The 2408-nt window shown below is 62.9% G+C and carries 3 protein-coding genes; all 3 read right to left on the reverse strand.

Annotated elements, in window-relative coordinates; translation table 11 throughout:
- A partial coding sequence (gene tnpC / locus KAK09_RS18475) for an IS66 family transposase (protein WP_210880390.1) occupies positions 1-1532 on the reverse strand: 1532 nt, incomplete at its 3' end.
- 59 nt (positions 1533-1591) lie between these two features.
- Positions 1592-1942: an IS66 family insertion sequence element accessory protein TnpB gene (gene tnpB, locus KAK09_RS18480; protein WP_210880391.1), complete on the reverse strand. Its 351-nt coding sequence runs from the start codon at positions 1940-1942 to the stop codon at positions 1592-1594.
- The gene (gene tnpA, locus KAK09_RS18485) at positions 1939-2349 is read right to left on the reverse strand and encodes an IS66-like element accessory protein TnpA (protein WP_210880392.1); all 411 of its coding nucleotides are present in this window, start codon (positions 2347-2349) and stop codon (positions 1939-1941) included. Before tnpA ends, tnpB begins: the two co-directional genes overlap by 4 nt.
- Positions 2350-2408: the final 59 nt, after the last annotated feature.

Raw genomic sequence — 2408 nt, forward strand, 5'->3', positions numbered from 1 at the left:
GCCTGCGGGTCAATGTCGTTCATCTTGCAGCTGACGATCAGGGTATACATGAAGGCCGCCCTGTCGCCGCCGCGTTCAGACCCCGCAAAAAGCCACGACTTTCTTCCCAATGCGATCCCTCTGAGGGCGCGTTCGGCGGCATTGTTGGTCAGGCAAATGCGCCCATCCTCCAGGAATGCAGTGAAGGCATCCCACCGGCCGCCCTTGGGCGGCATCATGTAATCGATGGCCTTGGCAACGCTGTTGTGCTTCGACAGTCGAGCGCGCTCTTCCAGCAACCAGGTGTGCAGGTCCTCGACCATTGGGCGGCATCGATCCTGTCGCATGGCGAGGCGGGCCGCCGCATCCATGCCGTTGATTTCACGCTCAACGTCGAAGATCGCGTCGATCCGTTTCACGGCCTCCAGCGCAACAGGCGAGATATCATGCGCGGGCTTGTTCTTGCGCACGTTGCCCGCGATATCGGCCAGCTCGAAGAACTTGCGCCGTGCGTGGCTCCAACAGAGCGCGCTGCGCGCAGGTCCCGGGCTGCGGTCGGCCAGGTAGAGGTCGTTATAGCCGCTATAGGCATCGGCCTGCAGAACACCCTGCCAGCCAGCAAGATGCTTGTTCGGGTGGATCATCTGGCGATCCCGCGAGAACTTGAACAGGGCGGCGGGTGGCGCGCTGCCACCCCAGGGCTGGTCATCCCGCACATAGGTCCAGAGCCGTGCTGTTTTGGTGCCCCCGCGCGCCAGAAGCGGCACCGTCGTGTCATCGCCATGCAGGCGCGCACCTTCCAGCACATGGCGCTCGATCAGCTCATGGATGGGGGCCAGCGCCACACAGGCATGACCGATCAGATCGGCGAGAGTGGAGAGGCTGAGATCGATACCCTCGCGCGCAATGCGCTCGGATTGGCGGTTCAGCGGCTGATGCTGTCCGTATTTGTCGAAGGCCACCATCGCGATCAGGCTGGGTCCGGCCCATCCGCGCGGGATGACATGGAATGGCGCTGGCGGTTGGCTGATCTTCTCGCAAGTCCGGCAGGTGAACTTCTCGCGCACCGTCTGGATCACCTTCCACTGGCGCGGAATGACCTCCAGCGTCTCGGTGATATCCTCGCCCATCTTTACGATTCGGTCCGAGCCACAGCAGGTGCAGCTGGTCGGGGCCTCGACCACCACACGCTCGCGCGGCAGATGGTCGGGGAAGGGTTTGCGCACGGGCTTGCGCCGCGTGAAGGCGCGCACGGTGCTGGTCTTGTCCTGCACCGCCTGTTCAGCGGCCAGCGCATCCTCGGTCGCCGTGGCTTCCAGGTCCTCGAGCTGCAACTCCAGTTGATCGATCAGCCGCGCACGGCGCTCGGAGGAGATGCCATATTTGTCGCGGCGCAGCTTGGCGATCTCCAGCTTTAATTCCTTGACCATCGCTTCCGTGCAGGACGCCAAGGCGCGCGCTTGGGCTAAATCGCGTTCCGCGGCCTGCGCACGGGCTGTTTTCGCGGCCAATTCAGCGCGCAATCTGGCGATTTCGGAAGCGGCATCTGACATGGCAGAGGACTACCACAGATGATCCTGATCGCCAATAAAAACAGGGGTTTCAGAGTGATTTATCCTGCCTTTGCAGGACGTTGTGTCCAGCGCGGATTGCGCCAGTCGATTCCTTCGAGAAGATAGCCCAGCTGCGCCGCGGATATCGGAACGGCCGTCCCGTCCTGACTCACTGGCCAGATGAACTTCCCCGCCTCCAGGCGCTTTGTGTAGAGCGACATGCCGACCCCATCATGCCAGAGCAATTTCACCAGATCACCCTTGCGGCCGCGAAAGCAGAAGATTTCGCCACCATGCGGATCGCGCCCAAGACCCTGCTGAACCGCCAGCGCAAGGGTATTCATACCGCGCCGCATATCCGTCACTCCGCCCGCGATCCACACCTTCGTGCCCGCCGGAAACGCGATCATTGCCCGTCCACCACTGACAGGATCCGCGCAAGCGCTTCCGGCGCGACCCCGGTGGGCACTATAAGCCGACGGCCGTTCGGCAGGGCAATCTCCACCTGAGAGGTCCGTGAGGGATCAGGGGGATCAACCGGCCCGGGCCGAGAAGCCGGGGCATCCGTCGTCACGGTCACCGGGGCGAAGGATACCGGGCGGGACGCACCAAGCTCACCGTTCCGATACTGCCGACGCCAGATCGTCAACAGCGATCGGCACATGCCATGCCGCCTCGCCGTGGCCGAAACTTGCCGGTGGCCGACAAAACTTTCCTCGACGATCCGGAGCTTGTCCTCATCCGACCATTGCCGACGGCGAACGCCATCGGCCGCGGAGAGAACTTCGATTTGAGGGCGGTGAATGAAATCGGACATAAAGCCGGACTTATCATCGGATCGCAACCGAAGTCAGACGGCCCCCGCCGGAGCGTTAC

The sequence above is a fragment of the Roseovarius autotrophicus genome (assembly GCF_018069895.1).
Lineage (GTDB): Bacteria > Pseudomonadota > Alphaproteobacteria > Rhodobacterales > Rhodobacteraceae > Roseovarius > Roseovarius autotrophicus.

Excerpts from the sequence above, each read along its gene's own strand:
- tnpA (WP_210880392.1), bottom strand. The coding sequence starts at position 2,349 with ATGTCCGATTTCATTCACCGCCCTCAAATCGAAGTTCTCTCCGCGGCC.
- tnpB (WP_210880391.1), bottom strand. The coding sequence starts at position 1,942 with ATGATCGCGTTTCCGGCGGGCACGAAGGTGTGGATCGCGGGCGGAGTG.